Origin of the sequence: Streptomyces sp. FIT100 (genome assembly GCF_024584805.1) — a bacterium.
Taxonomy (GTDB): Bacteria; Actinomycetota; Actinomycetes; order Streptomycetales; family Streptomycetaceae; genus Streptomyces.
This window is the reverse complement of record NZ_CP075715.1, coordinates 1,919,063-1,940,080: the sequence shown is the minus strand read 5'-3', so window position 1 is coordinate 1,940,080 and position 21,018 is coordinate 1,919,063. Positions and strand designations below refer to the sequence as shown.

The 21,018-nt window shown below is 72.0% G+C and carries 23 protein-coding genes and 1 riboswitch; of the genes, 12 read left to right on the top strand and 11 right to left on the bottom strand.

The annotated features are described in order from the left end of the window. Positions 1-20 precede the first annotated feature (20 nt). On the bottom strand, positions 21-671 hold the full coding sequence (locus KK483_RS08410; protein ID WP_262004581.1) for a hypothetical protein: 651 nt from the start codon (positions 669-671) through the stop codon (positions 21-23). Continuing rightward, a complete protein-coding gene (locus KK483_RS08405; protein WP_262004580.1) occupies positions 664-1,443 on the bottom strand; it encodes a carboxylesterase in 780 nt (259 codons plus the stop codon). Before KK483_RS08405 ends, KK483_RS08410 begins: the two co-directional genes overlap by 8 nt. 172 nt (positions 1,444-1,615) lie before the next feature. On the opposite strand from KK483_RS08405, the gene KK483_RS08400 reads away from it, so the two are divergent. The 4 genes from KK483_RS08400 to KK483_RS08385 all read left to right on the top strand — a co-directional run bounded on the left by KK483_RS08400 (position 1,616) and on the right by KK483_RS08385 (position 5,486). Further along, entirely contained in the window at positions 1,616-2,332 is a 717-nt protein-coding gene (locus KK483_RS08400) for a 1-acyl-sn-glycerol-3-phosphate acyltransferase (protein WP_262009400.1), read from the top strand. An 80-nt stretch (positions 2,333-2,412) separates the two neighbouring features. Beyond that, on the top strand, positions 2,413-3,648 hold the full coding sequence (gene macS / locus KK483_RS08395) for a MacS family sensor histidine kinase (RefSeq protein ID WP_262004579.1): 1,236 nt from the start codon (positions 2,413-2,415) through the stop codon (positions 3,646-3,648). Beyond that, positions 3,649-4,320 (top strand): response regulator transcription factor, encoded by a 672-nt coding sequence (locus tag KK483_RS08390; RefSeq protein WP_262004578.1) that lies wholly within the window; start codon positions 3,649-3,651, stop codon positions 4,318-4,320. Between the two features lie 137 nt (positions 4,321-4,457). Continuing rightward, positions 4,458-5,486, top strand: coding sequence for a 6-phosphofructokinase (locus KK483_RS08385; protein WP_262004577.1), 1,029 nt, complete (start codon positions 4,458-4,460; stop codon positions 5,484-5,486). A 57-nt stretch (positions 5,487-5,543) separates the two neighbouring features. Here the strand turns inward: KK483_RS08385 and KK483_RS08380 are convergent, their stop codons facing one another. Both KK483_RS08380 and KK483_RS35470 read right to left on the bottom strand, forming a co-directional pair. Then, complete coding sequence (locus tag KK483_RS08380; protein WP_262004576.1) at positions 5,544-7,523, bottom strand: anthranilate synthase family protein; 1,980 nt, start codon at positions 7,521-7,523, stop codon at positions 5,544-5,546. 105 nt (positions 7,524-7,628) lie between these two features. Beyond that, on the bottom strand, positions 7,629-7,685 hold the full coding sequence (locus tag KK483_RS35470) for a trp operon leader peptide (RefSeq protein ID WP_078513512.1): 57 nt from the start codon (positions 7,683-7,685) through the stop codon (positions 7,629-7,631). Positions 7,686-7,793: 108 nt separating this feature from the next. Here KK483_RS35470 and KK483_RS08375 point away from each other — a divergent pair, with 108 nt between their 5' ends. Together KK483_RS08375 and KK483_RS08370 are read left to right on the top strand one after the other, a co-directional pair. Further along, positions 7,794-9,146 (top strand): class II 3-deoxy-7-phosphoheptulonate synthase, encoded by a 1,353-nt coding sequence (locus tag KK483_RS08375; protein WP_262004575.1) that lies wholly within the window; start codon positions 7,794-7,796, stop codon positions 9,144-9,146. Positions 9,147-9,294: 148 nt separating this feature from the next. Beyond that, on the top strand, positions 9,295-9,615 hold the full coding sequence (locus KK483_RS08370) for a bacterioferritin-associated ferredoxin (RefSeq protein ID WP_399013691.1): 321 nt from the start codon (positions 9,295-9,297) through the stop codon (positions 9,613-9,615). 64 nt (positions 9,616-9,679) lie between these two features. Here KK483_RS08370 and bfr read toward each other — a convergent pair whose 3' ends face one another. Continuing rightward, entirely contained in the window at positions 9,680-10,162 is a 483-nt protein-coding gene (gene bfr / locus KK483_RS08365; RefSeq protein ID WP_242334603.1) for a bacterioferritin, read from the bottom strand. Between the two features lie 155 nt (positions 10,163-10,317). Between bfr and KK483_RS08360 the strand changes: the two genes are divergently transcribed. Beyond that, a complete protein-coding gene (locus KK483_RS08360) occupies positions 10,318-10,950 on the top strand; it encodes a sulfite oxidase-like oxidoreductase (RefSeq protein WP_262004573.1) in 633 nt (210 codons plus the stop codon). Between the two features lie 27 nt (positions 10,951-10,977). Here KK483_RS08360 and KK483_RS08355 read toward each other — a convergent pair whose 3' ends face one another. From KK483_RS08355 to thiO, 6 genes are all read right to left on the bottom strand, one after another. After that, positions 10,978-11,490, bottom strand: coding sequence for a DUF4396 domain-containing protein (locus tag KK483_RS08355; protein WP_262004572.1), 513 nt, complete (start codon positions 11,488-11,490; stop codon positions 10,978-10,980). Positions 11,491-11,579: 89 nt separating this feature from the next. Next, complete coding sequence (locus KK483_RS08350) at positions 11,580-12,434, bottom strand: deoxyribonuclease IV (RefSeq protein ID WP_262004571.1); 855 nt, start codon at positions 12,432-12,434, stop codon at positions 11,580-11,582. Positions 12,435-12,443: 9 nt separating this feature from the next. Beyond that, on the bottom strand, positions 12,444-14,360 hold the full coding sequence (pknB, locus tag KK483_RS08345; RefSeq protein ID WP_262004570.1) for a Stk1 family PASTA domain-containing Ser/Thr kinase: 1,917 nt from the start codon (positions 14,358-14,360) through the stop codon (positions 12,444-12,446). A 159-nt stretch (positions 14,361-14,519) separates the two neighbouring features. Beyond that, complete coding sequence (locus KK483_RS08340; protein ID WP_262004569.1) at positions 14,520-15,314, bottom strand: thiazole synthase; 795 nt, start codon at positions 15,312-15,314, stop codon at positions 14,520-14,522. 8 nt (positions 15,315-15,322) lie between these two features. Next, positions 15,323-15,547 (bottom strand): sulfur carrier protein ThiS, encoded by a 225-nt coding sequence (gene thiS / locus KK483_RS08335; RefSeq protein ID WP_262004568.1) that lies wholly within the window; start codon positions 15,545-15,547, stop codon positions 15,323-15,325. Beyond that, entirely contained in the window at positions 15,544-16,839 is a 1,296-nt protein-coding gene (gene thiO / locus KK483_RS08330) for a glycine oxidase ThiO (protein ID WP_399013685.1), read from the bottom strand. Before thiO ends, thiS begins: the two co-directional genes overlap by 4 nt. Continuing rightward, a riboswitch (TPP riboswitch) is annotated at positions 16,837-16,950 on the bottom strand. It overlaps the preceding gene by 3 nt. Before the next feature lie 114 nt (positions 16,951-17,064). On the opposite strand from thiO, the gene KK483_RS08325 reads away from it, so the two are divergent. The 5 genes from KK483_RS08325 to metF all read left to right on the top strand — a co-directional run bounded on the left by KK483_RS08325 (position 17,065) and on the right by metF (position 20,999). Next, positions 17,065-17,370, top strand: a complete 306-nt coding sequence (locus KK483_RS08325) for a hypothetical protein (RefSeq protein ID WP_399013683.1) — start codon at positions 17,065-17,067, stop codon at positions 17,368-17,370. A 28-nt stretch (positions 17,371-17,398) separates the two neighbouring features. Further along, positions 17,399-18,649: an NAD(P)/FAD-dependent oxidoreductase gene (locus KK483_RS08320; RefSeq protein WP_262004567.1), complete on the top strand. Its 1,251-nt coding sequence runs from the start codon at positions 17,399-17,401 to the stop codon at positions 18,647-18,649. A gap of 228 nt (positions 18,650-18,877) precedes the next feature. After that, entirely contained in the window at positions 18,878-19,243 is a 366-nt protein-coding gene (locus KK483_RS08315) for an Rv2175c family DNA-binding protein (protein WP_262004566.1), read from the top strand. A gap of 112 nt (positions 19,244-19,355) precedes the next feature. Beyond that, on the top strand, positions 19,356-20,006 hold the full coding sequence (thiE, locus tag KK483_RS08310; RefSeq protein WP_262004565.1) for a thiamine phosphate synthase: 651 nt from the start codon (positions 19,356-19,358) through the stop codon (positions 20,004-20,006). A gap of 75 nt (positions 20,007-20,081) precedes the next feature. After that, the gene (gene metF / locus KK483_RS08305) at positions 20,082-20,999 is read left to right on the top strand and encodes a methylenetetrahydrofolate reductase [NAD(P)H] (protein ID WP_262004564.1); all 918 of its coding nucleotides are present in this window, start codon (positions 20,082-20,084) and stop codon (positions 20,997-20,999) included. Positions 21,000-21,018: the final 19 nt, after the last annotated feature.

Genomic DNA, 21,018 nt, shown 5'->3' with positions numbered 1-21,018 from the left:
CGGGCAGGGCACCCGGGGTCTCAGACGACAGCGCCCCGGCCCGGATCGTCGTCGTCCTCGTCGTCCCCGTGCGACATCCGCGCCACCAGAGTGGCGAAGCCGCCGAGGAAGCCGCCGACGCCGAGCGTGGTGAGCCACCACGTCATGTCCCACTGGAGCAGCACCGCGAGCAGCAGCAGCACCGGGCCGCCGATGACCGCGAGCCAGGCGAACTTCGCGGTCGTGTCGGCCTCCGGCAGCGGCGGCGGCTCGGGCGGCACGAAGTGGCCCTCGTCGGTCTCGTCGAGGTCGTCCTCGCCCGCCTCCGCGACCTCGTAGTCCCGAGGGCCGCCGCCGCCCACGCCGACGCCGACGCCGGGGGCGAAGACCACCGAGCTGCCCAGCGGCCGCTCCGGGCCGGGGCGGCCGGCACCGTCCTGGTCCCCGTCCGTGTCCCCGTCCGCCCTGTCGCCGTCCTCGTCAGGGGCGTCGCCGGCCTTCGGCGGGGAGTCGTTCTTCACCTGCCTGCTCAGACCGGCCAGGTCCTCCACCGACTTGAACGGCTTCGCACCCGGAGGGTCGGCCGGCTCCTCGCCGTACCCCGCGACGATGGCCGCCCAGGCGGCTTCCTCGTCGATCGGCTGCGGATCCCGGTCCCGGTCGTCCCGGTCCGCGTCGTGCTGCTCAGCCACCGGTCGTGCTTCCCTTCATCCCGACGCTCGGAGCGAGGCGGCCGATGAACGCGTGACTCTCGTCGAAAATCCGCTCCGCATCGTGGTCCAACGTCGCCACGTGGTAGCTCTGTTCCAGCAGGATCTCCTGGACGTCCGACGACGAGACCCGGCCGAGGATCCGGGCCGAGTCCGCCGGCGGGACCACATGGTCCTGCGGGCTGTGCAGCAGCACGATCGGCTGGGTGACCTGCGGCAGCTCACCGTCGACCAGCCGGAGGAAATTCCGCAGCGAGTGCGCGGCGTGCAGCGGCACCCGGTCGTAGCCGACCTCGTCCTCGCCCTCCTTGGCGATGTCGTTCGCCAGCCCCTTCGTCGTACGCACGAAGTGCCGGGCCACCGGAAGGGCGTGCGCCGCGAGGCCGTGCACCTTGTTCGCCGGGTTGACCAGCACGATGCCGCTGATCGCGTCGCCGTGCTTGGCCGCGAGCCGCAGGGTCAGCGCACCACCCATGGAGAGCCCGAAGACGAAGACCTGGCTGCACCGCTCCGTGAGCGTCCGCAGCTCCCGGTCCACCTCCGCGTACCAGTCCTGCCAGCCGGTGATCGCCATGTCCTGCCAGCGGGTGCCGTGCCCGGGCAGCAGCGGGAGCGACACGGTCAGCCCGCGCTCCGCCAGGTACTCCGCCCACGGGCGCAGCGACTGGGGGGAGCCGGTGAATCCGTGACAGAGAAGCACGCCGACCTCGCCGCCCTCGTGGCGGTACGGCTCGGCTCCAGGAAGGACCGGCACCGGGGTCTCCTGTTCATGAGGATCGAAAGGATCGGAAGGTGCCTTCACCGTACGCGACGGGACTGACACCGACCAGGGCCGTGGCGGCCCGGGGGCGGGAGCCCAGGCCCGCCACGGGTTAAGGTCTTTCCGACGGACACCAGGGAAGGCACTCGAGTTGATCTACGGCGCAATGAAGTTCTCGATCGGAGGGTCGCTGAAACTCGCCTTCAGGCCCTGGGTGGAGGGCCTCGAGAACATCCCCGCCGAGGGGCCGGCGATCCTCGCGAGCAACCATCTCTCGTTCTCCGACTCCTTCTTCCTGCCCGCCGTCCTGGACCGCAAGGTCACCTTCATCGCGAAGGCCGAGTACTTCACGTCCCCCGGGGTCAAGGGCAAGCTCACGGCCGCCTTCTTCAAGGGCGTCGGCCAGCTGCCGGTGGACCGCTCCGGGGCGCGCGGCGCCGGCGAGGCGGCCGTCAGGAGCGGTATCGAGGTCATCAGGCGCGGCGAGCTGTTCGGCATCTACCCCGAGGGCACCCGCTCGCCCGACGGCCGGCTCTACCGGGGCAAGCCCGGCGGCCTCGCGCGGGTGGCGCTGGCGACGGGCGCGCCCGTCATCCCGGTCGCGATGATCGACACCGAGAAGATCCAGCCGCCCGGCAAGGTCGTCCCCAAGCTGATGCGCCCGGGGATCAAGATCGGCAAGCCGCTCGACTTCAGCCGCTACCACGGAATGGAGCACGACCGCTTCATCCTGCGCTCGGTGACCGACGAGGTCATGTACGAGATCATGAAGCTGTCGGGGCAGGAGTACGTGGACATCTACGCGACCGCCGCGAAGCGCCAGATCGCGGACGCGGAGAAGGCGGCCAAGGCCGCGAAGGAGGCCGGCGGACCCGGCGAGTGAGCCGAAGGGGCGCGGCGTCGGCAGCGACTCAGGCGTCCCGGAGGCGAACAGAGCCGCAAAAAAAGGGGGATCGGGGGATCATGGCCAGGCGCGAGCGTGTCGTACGCATGTCGGTCGAGCAGCCGCTGTGGCGCGCGCTGACCGCGTACCGGGTACTGACGATGGGCTACGCGGTCCTCCTCTTCGTCTTCGCCCGCGACAAGTTCGAGCGCCCCTGGGTGGCCGTCGGCTTTCTGCTCTTCCTGGCCGTATGGACGTTCGCCACGCTTCCCAGGGTGGCGAACGCGGCGGCCTGCACCAAGCGCTTCCTCGTCGCCGACCTCACCGTCGCCCTCACCGGCATCCTGCTCACACCGCTCGCCGACGCCCACGCCCAGCAGATCGACGGCCCGACGCTGCCGTCGATATGGACCGCGGGCTCGGTCCTCGCGTACGCGATCAAGGGCGGCTGGCGCTGGGCCGGCTTCGCCTCCTCCCTCGTCGCCGTCGCCAACATCATCGAGCGCGGCGAGCCGAGCCGGGACACCTTCCACAACGTGCTGCTGGTCTGGGTCGCCTCCATCGCCATCGGCTACGTGGTCGAGGTCGCCCGCGCCTCCGAACGCACCCTGGCCCGCGCCCTGGAGATCGAGGCGGCCACCCGCGAACGGGAGCGGCTCGCCCGCGACATCCACGACAGCGTGCTCCAGGTGCTGGCGATGGTGCAGCGGCGCGGCACCGCGCTCGGCGGGGAGGCGGCCGAGCTGGGCAGGATGGCGGGCGAGCAGGAGGTGGCCCTGCGCACCCTGGTCGCCGGAGGACTGGTGCCCGCCTCGCGCGTCTCCGAGGACGAGACGCAGGGCGCGGTCGTCCGCGTCGTCGAGGTGCCCGACTCACCCGAGGTGGCCGGGGAGCCGGGCGACGGCGGCCCGTGCGATCTGCGCTCCCTCCTCGCGGCGTACGCCGGATCCAGGGTCACGCTGTCCGAGCCGGGCGCCCCGGTGCCCCTCGCGCCCCATGCGGCGAAGGAGCTCGCGGCGGCTGTCGGTGCCGCCCTGGACAATGTCCGCAGGCATGCCGGTGACGGCGCTCAGGCGTGGATCCTGGTCGAGGACTGGCCGCACGAGGTGATCGTGACGGTGCGGGACGACGGTCCGGGGATCCCGGAGGGGCGGCTCGCCCAGGCCGAGGGGGAGGGGCGGCTGGGTGTCGCCCTCTCCATCCGCGGCAGGCTGCGGGACATCGGAGGCACGGCCGAGCTGATCTCGGTGCCGGGCCAGGGCACGGAAGTGGAACTGAAGGTCCCGCGGGGGACCCGGGGGAAGGCGGGCAGATAGATGAGCGAGCAGCCGATCAAGGTGATGGTGGTCGACGACCACCCGATGTGGCGGGACGCCGTCGCCCGCGATCTGGCCGAGTCCGGCTTCGACGTGGTCGCCACGGCCGGTGACGGGGAGCAGGCGGTGCGCCGCGCCCCGGCCGCGGGCCCCGATGTGCTCGTCCTCGACCTCAACCTGCCGGCCAAGCCCGGTGTCCAGGTCTGCAAGGAGCTCGTGGGGGCGAACCCCGCGCTGCGCGTGCTCGTCCTCTCCGCGAGCGGTGAGCACGCCGACGTCCTGGAGGCGGTGAAGTCGGGTGCGACGGGCTATCTGCTCAAGTCGGCCAGCACGGAGGAGCTGATCGACGCGGTGCGGCGGACCGCCGCCGGAGACCCGGTGTTCACGCCGGGACTGGCCGGACTGGTCCTCGGCGAGTACCGCAGGCTGGCCGCCGACCCCGCGCCCGCGGCCGGGCCCGACGAGCCGAAGGTGCCGCAACTGACCGAGCGCGAGACGGAGGTGCTGCGGCTGGTCGCCAAGGGGCTCTCGTACAAGCAGATCGCGGAGCGTCTCGTCATCTCCCACCGCACCGTGCAGAACCATGTGCAGAACACGCTGGGCAAACTCCAGCTGCACAACCGCGTGGAGCTCGTCCGGTACGCGATAGAACGCGGCCTTGACGACGCCTGACCACTCGTTGGAGTGAATCACCGGGCTACAACAGACGGTCGCCGTACCGGAATTCACCTTTCGTACCGTCCCGGAGTGACGTGGGTCACTACTAGCGTGGCTCCCATATGTCACCACCGACGGCGAAGGGAACTTCCATGCGGGTCGGAGTACTGACCGGGGGCGGCGACTGCCCCGGCCTGAATGCGGTCATCCGCGGCATCGTCCGCAAGGGTGTCCAGGAGTACGGCTACGAGTTCACCGGCTTCCGGGACGGCTGGCGCGGGCCGTTGGAGGGCGACACCGTGCGCCTGGACATCCCCGCGGTGCGCGGCATCCTCCCGCGCGGCGGCACGATCCTCGGCTCCTCGCGCACCAACCCCCTCAAGCAGGAGAACGGCATCCGCCGCATCAAGGAGAACCTCGCCAAGCTCGAAGTGGAGGCGCTCATCGCGATCGGCGGCGAGGACACCCTCGGTGTCGCGGCCCGGCTCGCCGGCGAGTACGGCGTCAACTGCGTGGGCGTGCCCAAGACCATCGACAACGACCTCTCCGCCACGGACTACACCTTCGGCTTCGACACCGCCGTCGGCATCGCGACCGAGGCCATCGACCGGCTGCACACCACCGCCGAGTCGCACATGCGGGTTCTCGTCGTCGAGGTGATGGGCCGTCACGCCGGCTGGATCGCCCTCCACTCGGGGCTGGCCGGCGGGGCGAACGTCATCCTCATCCCGGAGCAGCGCTTCGACGTCGACCAGGTGTGCGCCTGGGTCACCTCGCGCTTCCGCGCCTCGTACGCGCCGATCGTCGTGGTCGCGGAGGGGGCCATGCCCAAGGACGGCGACATGGTCCTCAAGGACGGCAGCCTCGACTCCTTCGGGCACGTCCGGCTCTCGGGCGTCGGGGAGTGGCTGGCCAAGGAGATCGAGAGGCGCACGGGCAAGGAGGCCAGGACGACGGTCCTGGGCCACGTCCAGCGCGGCGGCACCCCCAGCGCCTTCGACCGCTGGCTCGCCACCCGCTTCGGCCTCCACGCGATCGACGCGGTGCGCGACCGCGACTACGGGAAGATGGTCGCGCTCCGCGGCACCGACATCGTGCGGGTGCCGATCGCCGACGCGACGTCGAAGCTCAAGACGGTGGATCCGTCGCTGTACGAGGAGGTCGGCGTCTTCTTCGGCTGACGCCGGCCGTCTCCCGTCGCCGGACGGGCCCCTCATGAGCCCGTCCGGCGCCGCCGGTCACGCCGCCGGCTGGCGCACCACCCCCGCCAGCAGCGCCCGCACGATCTCCGGCCCCCGCAGCGTCAGCACCGACTCCGGGTGGAACTGGATCCCCGCGAAGCCCGGCCCCCGCACCGCATGGACCTCACGCGTCGACGCGTCCCGCGCGACCTCCATGTCCCGCGCGACCTCCACGCCCCGTGCCCCCAGTGCCGCCGCCGTCTCCTCGTCGCACACCGCCGTGAAGCTGTTGTAGAACCCGACCGTCTCCTCCCGCCCGAAGAGGTCGACCCGCACCTGCGCGCCCTGGAACGGCGTCTCCTTGCGGGCGATCGGCAGCCCCAGCTCCGCCGCGATCAGCTCATGGCCCAGGCACACCCCCAGCAGCCCGCCCCGGTGCGCGCCCAGCAGCTCCGCCGCCAGCGAGCGCAGCAGGCGCATCTTCGGGTCGGCGGGGTCCGAGGGGTCGCCCGGTCCGGGGCCGAGCACCACCGGCCCCTCGTGCGCGAGCGCCGTCTCCCGCAGGCCGGGCTCGTCGTAGCGGCGCACGGTCACCTCCAGGCCCGCGCCTCGCAGCAGGTGCGCGAGCATCGCCGTGAACGTGTCCTCGCCGTCCACCACCAGCGCGTGCCCCGTGATCTCCTGCGGCCGGGACTGCATCCTCAGCCAGAACGGCGCCAGAGCCGCCCGGCGCGCGTCCAGTGCCGCCCGCACCCGCGGGTCGTCGGCCAGCGGCGCCGGTACGGAGTCCTCGTCCGGCCGCCCGGGACGCACCCCCAGCGCGGCCAGCACACCAGCCGCCTTGGCGTGCGTCTCGGCGACCTCGGAGAGCGGGTCCGAGTGCCGGACCAGCGTGGCGCCGACTGGGACACGCACCTCGCCCGTGGCCGAGATGTCGGCCGTACGGATCAGGATCGGCGAGTCCAGCGTCTGCGCACCGCCGGCGTCGTGCCCGAGCAGGGCCAGCGCGCCGGCGTAGTAGCCGCGGCCCGCACCGTCCCGCCCGAGGGGCTCGTACCGCTCGATGACCCGGCAGGCGTTCTGCACCGGAGATCCGGTGACGGTCGCCGCGAACATGGTCTCGCGCAGCACCTCGCGCACATCGAGCGAGGAGCGCCCGCGCAGCTCGTACTCGGTGTGCGCCAGGTGCGCCATCTCCTTGAGCCGAGGCCCGACCACCACCCCGCCCATGTCGCCGACCGTGCACATCATCTTCAGCTCCTCGTCGACGACCATGGAGAGCTCGTCGGTCTCCTTGCGGTCGGCGAGGAAGTCCAGCAGACCCTCGGGTGAGGGACCGCCCGGCGGATAGCGGTACGTGCCGCTGATGGGGTTCATCACCACCGTGCCGCCCGACATCCGCACATGCACCTCCGGGCTCGCCCCGACGAGCGTGCGCCCGCCCGGCTCCCGCCGCCGCCCTTCCGCCGAAGGCCCTTCGGGCTCTTTCCGGTCCCCGGTGTGCACGACGAACGTCCAGTACGCGCCGCGCTCGGCGGCGAGCAGCCGCCGGAAGAGTGCGAGCGCGTCGGCCCGGCCGAAGCCGGGCACCGTGCCGGTGAAGGTCCGCCGGATGACGAAGTTCGCCCCCTCTCCCCGGCCGATCTCGTCCTCGACGACCCGCCGGACGATCTGCGCGTACTCCTCGTCCCCGACGTCGAAGCCGCCGCCCTCGACGCGCACCTCATGGGCGGGAAGGCGGTCCAGCGCCTCGGCCACCGAAAGCTCGTACGACTCGTCGGCGACCAGGACCGACAGCGGCGTGCCGTCGTCGTGTACGTCGAAGCCGCGCTCCCTGATCTGCCGGAACGGCACGAGCGCGAGCGACGGCCTGCCTTCGGCGACCGGGATGTCCGCGAGCCGCTCCGCCTCGTGGACGCTGCCGACCAGGACCTCGACGGTGTCGTGGTCGCGGCCCGGGGTGCGCCTGCGCAGCAGGGCGAAGGGCCGGGTGTCGGCGTCGGCACCGGCACCGAGCAGTCTGCTGATGATGTCCATCAGTGGGGTTCCTTCCAGCCGGGAATCGGGGGAGAGGAACGGCCACGGGTACGAAAAAGGCCGCCCCTCGGGCGGCCTTGCGATCAGTGTGCGCGCGTTGATCGGTCAGTGGGCCGCCGGATGAGCGGTCCACCACCAGTTCTGGGTCGTCTGCGCGAACATGGCACCGACCCTAACGCATCCGCGGATGGACCGAGACGGTGTCCGTGCGGCGTCTCATGGACTGGGCAGCGGGCGGAGACACCCGGCGGACCCCGTAATGTGGTGGTCGTGACCGTGAACGCTAAGACCACCGCTACCGGTGGCAACACCTGGCGAAACCTGCCCGCGGCGCAGCAGCCCGAGTACCCCGATGCCGAGGCTCTGCGCGATGTGATCGCGGACCTCGAGTCGTATCCGCCGCTCGTCTTCGCGGGCGAGTGCGACCAGCTGCGCGCCCGGATGGCCTCCGTCGCCAAGGGAGAGGCGTTCCTTCTCCAGGGCGGCGACTGCGCCGAGGCCTTCGACGCCGTGTCGGCGGATCACATCAGGAACAAGCTCAAGACCCTGCTCCAGATGGGCGCGGTGCTCACGTACGCGGCGTCCGTGCCGGTCGTGAAGGTCGGCCGGATCGCCGGCCAGTACTCCAAGCCGCGCTCCAAGCCGACCGAGACCCGCGACGGCGTGACCCTGCCGACGTACCGCGGCGACTCGGTGAACGGCTTCGAGTTCACCGAGGAGGCCCGGGTCCCGGACCCCGAGCGGCTGAAGCGGATGTACCACGCATCCGCCTCGACGCTGAACCTGGTGCGCGCCTTCACCACCGGCGGCTACGCCGACCTGCGCCAGGTGCACGCCTGGAACCAGGACTTCGTGAGGTCGTCCCCGTCCGGGCAGCGGTACGAGCAGCTCGCGCGCGAGATCGACAACGCGCTGAACTTCATGCACGCCTGCGGGGCCGACCCGGAGGAGTTCAAGACCGTCGAGTTCTACTCCTCGCACGAGGCGCTGCTGCTCGACTACGAGTCGGCGCTGACCCGCGTGGACTCGCGTACCGGCCGGCTGTACGACGTGTCGGCGCACATGGTGTGGATCGGCGAGCGCACCCGTCAGCTGGACCACGCCCACATCGAGTTCGCCTCGAAGATCCGCAACCCGATCGGGATCAAGCTCGGCCCGACGACCAGCGCGGAGGAGGCGCTCGAGTACATCGAGCGGCTCGACCCGGACCGCGAGCCCGGCCGGCTGACCTTCGTCGTCCGCATGGGCGCCGACAAGGTCCGCGACCGGCTTCCGGAGCTGGTCGAGAAGGTCACGGCGTCCGGTGCCACGGTGGCCTGGGTGACCGACCCGATGCACGGCAACACCTTCGAGGCGGCCTCCGGACACAAGACGCGCCGCTTCGACGACGTGCTCGACGAGGTCAAGGGCTTCTTCGAGGTCCACAAGGCGCTGGGCACCCACCCGGGCGGCATCCATGTCGAGCTCACCGGTGACGATGTCACCGAGTGCGTGGGCGGCGGCGACGAGATCTTCGTCGACGATCTGCACCAGCGGTACGAGACGGCCTGCGACCCCCGGCTGAACCGGAGCCAGTCGCTGGACCTGGCGTTCCTGGTGGCGGAGATGTACCGCGACCAGTGACGACGTCGCTGTGAGGGTGGGGCGCGGATCGATGTGATCCGCGCCCCACCGTCGTATCGGGGGTTTCGGGTCACCCGGGCGGCGGGTAAGGTTAGGTTTGCCTCACCGATCAAACGGGACGGGCACAATCGATCGATCCCGCCGGGAGGTGAACCGCGTGTACGTCTGCTCGTGCTTCGGCATCACGGAGAAGCAGGTCAAGGAGCACGCGGAGGCGGGTGCCTGCACTCCCCGCCAGATCGCCTCGGTGTCCAAGGCCGGCACCGACTGCGGTTCGTGCGTCCGCCGCATCCAGGGGATTCTCGGCAGGGGCAGCTGCCCGCGCCGTGAGCTGCTGGAGCAGGGTATGCCCGCGCTCGCGGCGGAGGCCGAGAGCGAGGCGGATGCCGGGCGTCAGGTCGCCGAGCGTCAGGTCGCCGAGCGTCAGGTTGCCGAGCGTCAGGTCGCCGCGCTCGGGGAAGCCGCCTAGGACCGCACCCGGAGCGCCGCACCCGAAGCGCCGTTCCGCCTCGGCCGCCGCGTCGGCTGTCGCGTCAGCTGCTTTCCGGCTGCTCGATCAGCTGGGCGATGTAGAGCGCTTCACCGAGCTTCTCGACCAGCTCCAGCTGGGTGTCGAGATAGTCGATGTGATGCTCCTCGTCCGCCAGGATCGACTCGAAGATGTTCGCGGACGTGATGTCGCCCTTGTTCCGCATGACCTCGATGCCGCGCTTCAGGCGGTCGATCGCCTCGACCTCGACCTGCCGGTCGGCCTGGAACATCTCCGTGACCGTCTGCCCGATCCGGACGTGGAAGAGCCGCTGGTAGTTCGGCAGGCCCTCCAGGAAGATGATCCGGTCGGTCAGGACCTCCGCATGCCGCATCTCGTCGAAGGACTCCGCCCGGGTGTACTTGGCGAGCTTCGTCCAGCCGTAGTTCTCCTGCATCTTCGCGTGCAGGAAGTACTGGTTGATCGCGGTCAATTCGGCAGTCAGCTGCTCATTGAGGAACTCGATGACCTCGGGGTCGCCCTGCATCGCAGAGGCTCCTTCCGCGCGTGTGACTCGGGCAGGTGCGCGCATCCTCGCACCGTGATCGAAGGCCGTCCAGTAAGTGCCTCCTTAGTAGGAGTTGCCCGAATCGGCCCAGACCTGGTCATGACCACCCCTCCTGGTCTGTCACCATGGAAGGCATGGGTCAGCCGGAGAGCCGGGAATGTCGCGAGTCAGAGCAGTCCGGGCTTCCTCCGGGGCAGCGGCTGCAGCGAGGCTGGCCCGTCACCCACTACGGGCCCGTCCCCAAGTTCAAGCCTGACCGCTGGGAGTTCCGGGTCTTCGGTGCGACCGCCGACGGGGACAAGCGCTGCTGGAACCACGAGGAGTTCTCGGCCCTGCCGTTCGCCACGGTCGTCGCCGACCTGCACTGCGTGACGAAATTCAGCATGCTGGGGGCCGAATGGGGCGGGGTGCCGGCCCGGACAGTGGTCGAGCTCGCCCCGCCGGCGCCGTCCGCCACCCATGTCATGGTCTGGGCCGAGTACGGCTTCAGTGCCAATCTGCGGCTTGCCGACTTCCTCTCCGAGCGCACGATCTTCGCCACCCACAAGGACGGTGAGCTCCTCACCGCCGAGCACGGCTTCCCGCTGCGGCTCGTCGTACCGCACCTGTACGCCTGGAAGGGGCCGAAGTGGGTGCGGGGCGTGGAGTACATGACCGCCGACCGCCGGGGCTTCTGGGAGGAGCGGGGGTACCACAACCTCGGCGACCCCTGGCGGGAGCAGCGCTATTCCTACCAGGAGGGGCCGGGGGACGGCCCCGAGTTCTAGGGCCCGGGGCTCCGTCGGTCGTCCCCGTCAGTGGTACCGGTGGACCACCGCATGGCCCTTGCCTCGGCCGATCAGCCACTTGTTGACCGGTGTGGTGACCAGGAACGCGATGAGGAACGCGGCGGCCAGGGCGCCCCAGAACAGGGCGTCGGTGAGATGGGCGTCCATCGCGCCGGGCACCAGCAGCAGTACGCCGTTGTCGACGGTCTCCATCACCACGATGGAGACGGTGTCGGCGGCGAGGGCGACGCCGACGGCCGCCTTCAGGGGCAGCCCGGCGCGCAGCACGGGCGAGATCGTCAGCGAGTAGCCGAAGAGGAACGCCAGGGCGATGGCGAGGATCATGGTCGGGGTGTTGCCCCAGCCGAGGGCGGTCCCGATGACCATGCCGAGGACCTCGCCGATGGCACAGCCGGTGAGGCAGTGGAGGGTGGCCCTCGCGGCAGTGGACCAAGCCGCTCCGCCTGCGTGACCTGCGTGACCTGCGTGGCCGACGTGGCCGACGCGTTCGGTGTGGTGCGCGTGTGTCTCGTGCTGCATGGGAGGCCCCTTGGTCGGGTTGCGGTACCTGACTCCAGGGGAACCAGATACCCCCCTGGGGTATTCCCGGATGTGCGCGTCCGGTGTTCCTATCCCTCGCGGAGCGTCTTGAGCAGCGCGATGTCCGCCACGTCCCCGTCCTTGCCGCCCGGAGTCTCGATGATCAGCGGCACGCCCGCGGCCGCCGGATGGGCCATCAGCTCCCGGAACGGCTCCGCACCTATGTGACCTGCCCCGATGTTCGCGTGACGGTCCTTGTGCGCGCCGGCCACATCGTGGGAGTCGTTCGCGTGGATCAGCTTCAGCCGGCCTTCGCCGACGGTCTCCACCAGCAGATCGAGGGTCTCCTTCACACCGCCGTCCGCAGCCAGGTCGTGCCCGGCCGCGAAGATGTGGCAGGTGTCCAGGCAGACCCCCAGCCGGGGGTGGGCGTCCAGGACCTCGAAGTAGGGCCCCAGGTCCTCGGCGCGCGAGCAGAGCGAGAACCCCTGCCCGGCCGTCGACTCCAGCAGCAGGTACGGGTCGTCGTCATGGGTCAGCTCGTCCAGCAGCGGCAGCACCAGCTCCCGCACCTGTGCGAGCGCCACCGCGCGCGAGCGGCCGCCCGTCGCCGACCCCGTGTGCACCACCACGCCCAGCGCGCCGATCTCCCGGCCCCGCCGCAGCGAATGCCGCATCGACTCCACGGACCGCTCGGCGGTCGCCGGGGTGTGCGAGCCGAAGTTGATCAGGTACGGGGCGTGGACGTACACCGGCATCCCCTCGGCCGCGCACGCCTCCCGGAACAGCTCGTCCTGGGCCGGGTTCCCGGCGGGCGTCGCCCAGCCGCGCGGATTGGCGACGAAGACCTGGACGGTCTCGGCGCCGACCGCGCGGGCGTACGGCAGACCGGTCCTGGCGAGGCCGCCGGCCACGGGAACGTGGGCGCCGACGGGGCTGCGCATCGCGGGCACCTAGATCCCCTTGGTCTTGACGGTGATCGTGCTGCCCTCGGGGGCCTGCTCGCCGCCCTCGACGGACTGGCTCTCGACCGTGTTGCCGAGGAACGGGAAGGCGCGCTCGACCTTGACCTCGAAGCCCGCCTTCTCCAGCTCCTGGCGCGCCTCCGCCACCGGCCGGCCGGTGACGTCCGGTACGTCGATCATGCGCGGGCCCTTGGAGAGGGTGAGCGTGACCGTGTCGCCCTCGGCCGCCTGCCCGCCCTCGGCAGGGGACTGCGTGGCGACGGTGCCCGCCGCCTGCGGGGAGTGGACACGGCCGGGGGTGACGGCGACCTTCAGCCCGGCCTCCTCCAGGGTGCTCGTGGCGTCCTCGACGGACTCACCGCTCACATCGGGTACGTCGACGGGGGCGCCCTTGCTGACGACGAGCGCGACCGCGGAGTCCGCGCGGCGGTCGGTCCCGGCGGCCGGGTCCGAACCCGTGACCGTGCCCCGCGGGACGTCCTCGCTGAACTCCTTGGTGATCACACCCGGTGCCAGGCCCGCGTTGCGCAGAGCGGCCCTCGCCTCGGTGAGCGACAGGCCCGCGAGCTTCGGGACCCTGACGATCTCGGGGCCGCGGGAGATCACGAGCGTCACCGAGCCGTTGTCCCTGATGCGCTTCCCCGGGTCGGGGTCGACGTCCATGACCGTGCCGCGGTCGTAGACGTCGCTGAAGCCCTTGGTGGTCTGCTCGACCTCCAGCCCGGCGTCGGTGAGGCGCTTCGTGGCCACGGCCTCGGTCTGGCCGAGGACGGCGGGGACACGGGTGAACTGTCCCGAGTTGATGTACCAGACACCGGCGCCGGTGGTGAGCAGCACCAGTGCGGCGACGACCGCGGCGATCACGCCGCGCCGGGGCCCGCGCGGGCGCGGCGCGCGCGGCCGGTGCGCACCGGCCGGCGGCATCTCCAGCCGGCTGGTCCGGTGGACGGCCTCCTCCTGCGGGGAGGGCAGCGTCCGGGGCAGCACGCTCGTGCGGTCCTCCGCCCCGTCGCGCCGGTCCGCGGTCCTCGCCTGCGGCGGTACGGCGTCGAGCTGCTCGTCGCCGAGGGCCGCGCGGGCCGCTCGGACCTGCGCGAGCAGCGCGACGGCGTCGTCGGGGCGGAGCTCGGGGGCGCGTGCCGTAGCACCCGCGACCAGCTCGTCCAGCTCCGCCGCGAGGCCGGGAACGGCACCGGACGGCGCCGGCACGTCCTCGTGCAGGTGCTGGTAGAGCACCTGCGCGGGGGTGCCGCCCGTGTGCGGCTTGGCACCGGTCAGCATCTCGTACAGGACGACCCCGCAGGCGTAGACGTCGGCGCGGGTGTCGGCGGTGCCGGACTCGATCTGCTCGGGTGCGAGGTACGACACGGTGCCGAGGACCGAGCCCGTGGTGCTGGTGACGGATCCCACGGCCCGCACCAGCCCGAAGTCGGCGACCTTCACCCGGCCGTCGTCCCCGATCAGCACATTCTCCGGCTTCATGTCCCGGTGCACGAAGCCGGCCCGGTGGGCCGCACCGAGCGCGGCGAGCACCGGCTCCAGGATGTCGAGCGCGGCCCGGGGCTGGAGCGCGCCGCGCTCGCGCAGCACGTCGCGGAGGGTGCAGCCGGCGACGTACTCCATCGCCAGGTACACGTAAGGGCCCTGGGCGCCCTGGTCGTAGACCCCCACCACATTGGGGTGCGAAAGCCGCGCGACGGACCTCGCCTCCCGGATGAACCGCTCCACGAACGACGCGTCCGTCGCGAGCGCCGGGTGCATCACCTTGAGGGCGAGGACCCGGTCGAGCCGGGTGTCCACGGCCCGGTAGACCGTGGCCATTCCGCCGACGGCAATGCGTGCGTCGATGCGGTAGCGGCCGTCGAGCAGCTGCCCGACGAGGGGGTCCTTAAGGGTCGTATCCACGCAGGCGAGTCTACGAGCCGCGCCGCGCCTTCCCGCCCCCTCCGGACAAGCGGGCCGCCGTACTGCAGCGCACCTGTGACTCGGAGGGGGCTCTGGGACGGGTCCGGGGAGGGGGCTCTGGGACAGGTCCGGGGGCGTGCCGGGGCGGGTCCGGACGGCTCAGAACGCCGGGCGCTCCGGGTCCAGGGACGCGCGGCCCTCGGTGGGGGAGGACGCCTCCGCGAAATGGCGGCGGGGAATGCGGCCCGCCCGGTACGCCAGCCGGCCCGCCTCCACCGCGTGACGCATCGCCTCGGCCATGAGCACGGGCTCCTGCGCGCGGGTCACCGCCGAGGCGAGCATCACGGCCGCGCACCCCAGCTCCATCGCCAGCGCCGCGTCCGACGCCGTTCCGGCCCCCGCGTCGAGGATCACCGGGACGTTCGCCTGCTCGGCGATCAGCTGGAAGTTGTGCGGGTTGCGGATCCCGAGGCCGGAGCCGATCGGCGAGCCCAGCGGCATGATCGCCGCACATCCCACCTCCTCCAGCTTCCGCGCCAGCACGGGGTCGTCGTTCGTGTACGGCAGCACCGTGAAGCCGTCGTCGACCAGCACCTCCGCCGCGTCGAGCAGCTCGATCGGGTCCGGCAGTAGCGTGCGCTCGTCCGCGACGACCTCCAGCTTGATCCAGTGCGTCCCGAGCGCCTCGCGCGCGAGCCGGGCGGTCAGCACGGCCTCGCCGGCCGTGAAGCAGCCCGCCGTGTTCGGCAGGGCCTGGATGCCCAGCCGGTTCAGCACCGACAGGACGGAACCCTGCACCGTCGGGTCGAGGCGGCGCATCGCCACCGTCGTCAGTTCGGTGCCGCTCGCCACCAGCGAGCGCTCCAGTACGTCGAGGCTCGGCGCCCCGCCCGTCCCCATGATCAGACGCGACGAGAACTCCACCCCGCCGAGGACAAAACGGTCATCCGCCATGGCTGTGGTCATCCTCCCTGCACCGCGGTCAGCACCTCGACCCGGTCGCCCTCGCGGAGCGGCGTCGCGGACCATTCGCCTCGCGGGACCACCGTCTCGTTCAGCGCGGCCGCCACCCCGGACGGGGCCCCGGTCAGCGTCGCGACCAGCGCGTCCAGCGTCGTACCCGCCGCGACGTCACGCGGCTCTCCGTTCACGGACACGGTCACCCCGTCGTTCACGGACACCGTCATGCGGACACCTCCTGGCGTGCGGCGGAGAAATGGCGGGAGGAGAAGCGGCCGGGGGCGAAGGGGCGGGCCTCGTCCGGTACCTCGCCGGTGGCCAGGAGGTCCGCCATCACCTCGCCGGTCACCGGGGTGAGCAGGACGCCGTTGCGGTAGTGCCCGGTGGCCAGCAGCAGTCCGGGCAGCTCCGTAGGCCCGAGCAGCGGGGCGTTGTCCGGTGACGCGGGCCGCAGCCCGGCCCCCGTCTCGGTCAGCGGCAGCTCGGTGAGGCCCGGCACCAGCTCGTGCGCGTCACGCAGCAGCTGGTAGACGCCGCCCGCCGTGACCGTCGTGTCCCAGCCGAGCTCCTCGCTCGTCGCGCCCACGACCAGCTCCCCGCTCTCGCGCGGCACGAGATAGACGTGGCTGCCGCGCACCACGGCCCGCACCGTCCGTGACAGGAAGGGGGCGTACTGCGCGGGCACCGTCAGCCGCAGCACCTGCCCCTTCACCGGGCGTACCGGCGGAAGTACCTGCTCCGGTACACCGTGCAGCCGGCCGCTCAGGCTGCCGCCGGCGAGCACCACCTGCTCGGCCGCCACCTCACGGCCCCCGGCGAGCACGGCCCCGGCCGCCCGGTCCCGTACCACCGACAGCCTCTCCGCCCAGTCGCGGTGGAAGACCACGCCGGCCCGCTCGCAGGCCACGACCAGCGCCGTCGCCAGCCGTCGCGGATCGATCTGGTGGTCGCCGTCCACCCGCAGCCCGCCCCGCACACCGGGCGCGAGCATCGGCTCCAGGCGCCGGCACTCCCGGCCCGTGAGCCACTCCGAGTCCAGCCCGCAGCGGCTCTGGAGCGCGTGCAGCTCGCGCAGGGCCGCCCGGTCGTCCGTGTCGAGCGCGACGGCGAGGGTGCCGCAGCGGCGGTAGCCCGTCTCCAGGCCGCTCGCCTCCTCCAGCTCGGCGACGAACTCGGGGTAGCGGCGCACGGAGGCGAGATTGAGGGCGAGGAGCGTCTCCTCGCCGTAGTGGAGCTCCGTGACGGCGGCCAGCATGCCCGCCGCCACCTGTGCGGCCCCGCCGCCCGGCGCGGGGTCGGCGAGCGCCACGCTCAGCCCGCGCCGGGCCGCCCGCCAGGCCGTGACGAGGCCGATGATGCCGCCTCCGATGACGAGGACGTCCGACGACGGTCCTGAGGACGACCGCCCTGAGGACGACGGCCCCGAGGGCGACGGCCCTGAGGACGACGAACGTGGGGACGGTCGTGAGGACGACGGCCCTGAAGGCGCACGTGACTCCGTTGACGTACGTGAATGCATGGGCGCTCAGCCCCTCCCTTCGCCGGCATGACCCGGATCAGGTTCGTACGGTCGGAGGCCGCTCCAGCCTCCCTCTCAGCCCGCTGCGTCCGGGCTCCCGCGAGTAGCAGTACGGTGGCCAGCCTAACCCCCGCCCCCAACTCGCAGTAAGGGAGCCCGCGCTGTGGCCCGCTCGCCGACGGACTTTCCCCCTCGCCTTCGGCTGGGGGGACCCCCATCGCCCCGGTGGCCGACCAGGCGCCAGGCCAGGTCGGTACGCGCACCCGGTTCGCGTACCACGAGGAGGGCGGCCGGATCTGGGCCGACTACGCGGGCGGCGACGTGGTCCGCGGGTATCTCGTCGGCACGCGCGACGGCGACAGGACCGACTTCCGCTACGTCCAGCTGAAGCAGGACGGAACGACTTCTTCCGGCCACTGCGTCTCCACCGTCACCGAGCTGCCCGACGGGCGGGTGCGGCTGGAGGAGACCTGGGAATGGGAGTCGCAGGCGGGCCGCGGCACGAGCGTGGTCGAACAGCTGCCTTCCTGACGGATCATCACGTGGTTAGGGTGGCCGCGTGAGCGAGCAGACAACGCCGAGCGGCCACGGCCGCAGCAGGGTCGTCATCGTCGGCGCGGGCATGGCCGGCGTACAGACCGCCGTCGCCCTGCGCGAACAGGGCTTCACCGGCACCGTCACCCTGATCGGCGCCGAGCCGCACCAGCCGTACGACCGGCCGCCGCTCTCCAAGGCCGTCCTGCTCGGCACCGCGGAGGGCTCCGCCCTCGACGTCGACTTCGAGGCGCTGGCGGTCGACCTCCAGCTCGGCCGCGAGGTCAGCGGGGTGCGTCCCGGCGCCCATGAGCTCGACACGCCGGACGGGCCCGTTCCGTATGACGTCCTCGTCATCGCCACCGGCGCGGAGCCCATCGCGCTCCCCGGCACCGAGGGCGTCCCGGGCGTCCATCTGCTGCGCACGCTCGACGACGCGGAGCGGCTGCGTCCGGTGCTCGAGAACAAGCACGACATCGTGGTCGTGGGCGCCGGCTGGATCGGCGCGGAGTTCGCCACGGCCGCCCGCGAGGCCGGCTGCGAGGTCACCGTCGTCGAGGCCGCCGACCGCCCGCTGGCGGGCGCCCTGCCCGCCGAGGTCGCCGCGCCGATGGCCGACTGGTACGCCGAGTCCGGCGCCCGGCTCCTCACCAACGCCCGCGTCGCGGGCGCCGAGCCCGGCACGGTCGTCCTGGCGGACGGGCGCAGGCTGCGCGCCGGGGCCGTCGTCGTCGGCATCGGCGCGCGCCCCGCCACGGGCTGGCTCGCCGGCTCGGACATCGTCCTCGGCCCCGACGGCTCCATCACCGCGGACGAGCGGCTGCGCACCTCGCTGCCCGATGTGTACGCGGTCGGGGACTGCGCCTCCTTCCCCTCCCGCCGCTACGGGGAACGGCTCCTCGTGCACCACTGGGACAACGCGCTCCAGGGCCCGCGCACCGTCGCCGCGGACGTCGTCGCGGGCGAGGCCGGACAGCCGCCCGCCGTCCCAGCGGTCTACGACCCGGTGCCGTACTTCTGGTCCGAGCAGTTCGGCCGCTTCGTGCAGTACGCGGGCCACCACGAGGGCGCCGGGACGCTCGTGCGGCGCGGCGACCCGGCGGCCGGCTCCGGCTGGTCGGTCCTGTGGCTGCGCGACGGGGTGCTGGTCGCGCTGCTGGCCGTCGGCAGGCCCCGGGACCTGGCCCAGGGGCGCAAGCTCATCGAGGCCGGCGCCCGGCTCGACCCGGAACGCGCCGCGGACCCGTCGGTCCCCCTGAAGGCGGCCGCTGCCTAGGCACTGTCGTCGGGAACTCGCCGGACTCGCGGATCCGTCCGGCGCCCGCCCCGAATCCACCCCTGATCCGCCCCGAATCCACCCCCCTGTCCACCCCCCTGTCCACCCCGCTGTCCCCCTCTGTCCACCCCCTGTCCTTCCCCTGGCCGTCCCCTGTCCGCCCGGCATCCGAACGACAGGCCCCGGGTCCGGCTACCGACTGTCAGTCCGGGATGGCAGGCTTGTCCCGTGACCGAGATTGACGCAAAGACCGATGCTCTCGTCCCCGCCTGGCTCCACCTGCCGGACATCGCGGAAAAGCTCGATGTCGAGGTGACGCGCGTGCGGCAGCTGGTCAAGGAGGGCCAGCTGATCGCCGTGCGCCGGGGTGAGAACCGGACGCTTCAGGTGCCCGCCGCCTTCATCAAGGGCGGCAAGGTGGTCAAGGGCCTCTCCGGGACCCTGACGCTCCTGAGGGACGACGGCTTCACCGACGAAGAGATGCTGGAGTGGCTCTTCACGCCGGACCCGACCCTGCCGGGCACCCCCGTGGAGGCGCTCGGCGAGAATCGCGGTACGGAGGTGAAGCGCCGGGCCCAGGCGCTCGCTGTCTGACGTCACCACACGACACACCACAGGGATGCGGTGTGCGGAGCGGCTGTGGGTCCCTGCCCGGGACGGCGCCGGTCCGCGCACCGCCCGACCTGCCCACACGGGGGAGCACTTCATGTCCACGCTGCGCGCACGCCTGTCCGACGCCCGGCTCTATCTGTGCACGGACGCCCGCAGGCGCCAGGGGGATCTCCCCGAGTTCCTGGACGCCGTGCTCTCCTCCGGGGTCGACATCGTGCAGCTGCGCGACAAGGGCATGGAGGCCGCCGAGGAGCTGGAGCACCTCGCGGTCCTCGCCGACGCCTGCCGCCGCCACGGCACGCTGCTCGCCGTGAACGACCGGGCCGATGTCGCCCACGCCATCGGCGCCGACGTGCTGCACCTGGGCCAGGGCGACCTGCCGGTCCCGGCCGCACGGGCGATCCTCGGCTCCGACGTGCTCGTCGGCCGCTCCACGCACACCGAGGCCGAGGCGGCCGCGGCCGCCGTGGAGCCCGGGGTGGACTACTACTGCACCGGCCCCTGCTGGCCCACGCCCACCAAGCCGGGCCGGCACGCCCCGGGGCTCGACCTCGTGCGGTACGCGGCCTCGCTCCCGCAGGAGCGCCCCTGGTTCGCCATCGGCGGCATCGACGCCGGCAACCTCGACCAGGTGCTGGACGCCGGGGCCCGGCGGGTCGTCGTCGTCCGGGCGATCACGGAGGCGGACGACCCGGCCGCGGCGGCGGCCGGTCTCGGCAAGCGGATACGGGCCCGCGCGGAATAGGCCAAAAGCGAACAGTCGGTGTCCGATACGTGGACGTTGGTTGGGTCCCCCCGGTGCCCTGGCTAACCTGCGAGTATGGCCCTCGGCACAGCTTCCACCAGGACAGATCGCGCACGCACCGTGCGCGACCTGCTGGCGACCGGCAAGACGTCGTACTCCTTCGAGTTCTGGGCGCCCAAGACCGAGAAGGGCGAGCGGAACCTGTGGAACGCGCTGCGCCGCGTCGAGGCGGTGGGTCCGAACTTCGTCTCCGTGACCTACGGCGCCGGCGGGTCCACCCGCGCGGGCACCGTCAAGGCGACCCAGCAGATCGCCGCCGACACCACCCTGACGCCGGTGGCGCACCTCACCGCCGTCGACCACTCCGTGGCCCAGTTGCGCAACATGATCGGACAGTTCGCCGACGCCGGGATCAGGAACATCCTGGCGCTGCGCGGTGACCCGCCCGGCGACCCGATGGGCGAGTGGGTCAAGCACCCCGACGGCGTGACCTACGCCGCCGACCTGGTCAGGCTGATCAAGGAGTCCGGCGACTTCTGCGTCGGCGTCGCCGCCTTCCCCGAGATGCACCCCCGGTCGACCGACTGGGACAACGACATCCGGTACTTCGTGGACAAATGCCGCGCCGGTGCCGACTACGCGATCACCCAGATGTTCTTCGATCCGGAGGACTATCTGCGGCTGCGCGACCGGGTCGCCGAGGTCGGCTGTGCGACGCCGATCATCCCCGAGGTCATGCCCGTCACCAGCGTCCGGCAGATCGAACGGTTCAGTCAGCTGAGCAACGCGTCCTTCCCGGCCGCCCTCGAAGAACGGATCCGCTCGGTCGCCGGCGATCCCGCCGCTGTACGCTCCATGGGCATCGAGTTCGCGACGGAGTTCTGCGCACGGCTGCTGTCCGAGGGTGTCCCCGGGTTGCACTTCATTACGCTCAACAACTCCACGGCGACGCTTGAAATCTACGAGAATCTCGGACTGCACGAGCAGACTTGACCGGCCACACCCGCCACAA